Source organism: Pseudomonas sp. BJa3, from assembly GCF_026343815.1.
Taxonomy (GTDB): Bacteria; Pseudomonadota; Gammaproteobacteria; order Pseudomonadales; family Pseudomonadaceae; genus Aquipseudomonas; species Aquipseudomonas soli.
Genome location: NZ_JAOXMC010000376.1, coordinates 1 through 253 on the forward strand (window position 1 = coordinate 1; position 253 = coordinate 253).

Below are 253 nucleotides of genomic sequence, written 5' to 3' on the forward strand. Positions count from 1 at the left end.
GGCCTTCAACGAAGCGGCGCATGCACGCGCGAATTCGACCGCGGAGCCTTCGCTCATGTCTTCGGCATCGCCGTAGGCGTTGCGGCCTTCGTCGTCCTTGCAGGACAGCGGGTTCGACTTGCCGGTGCCGCGCTGGTCCACCAGCACGATGTGGCGCGACTTGCGCACCTCGCGGAACGCGCCGTCGATGGCCGGCCACACCTGAACCGCCGACTGGCCGGGGCCGCCGGCGAGGAAGAACACCGGGTCCTCC

General features: G+C 69.6%; 1 protein-coding gene. It reads right to left on the bottom strand.

Annotation, left to right across the window (positions count from 1 at the left end):
- Window positions 1-253, bottom strand: a 253-nt coding sequence (locus tag OH705_RS28080) for a hypothetical protein (protein ID WP_267303549.1), incomplete at both ends; no start/stop codon positions are given.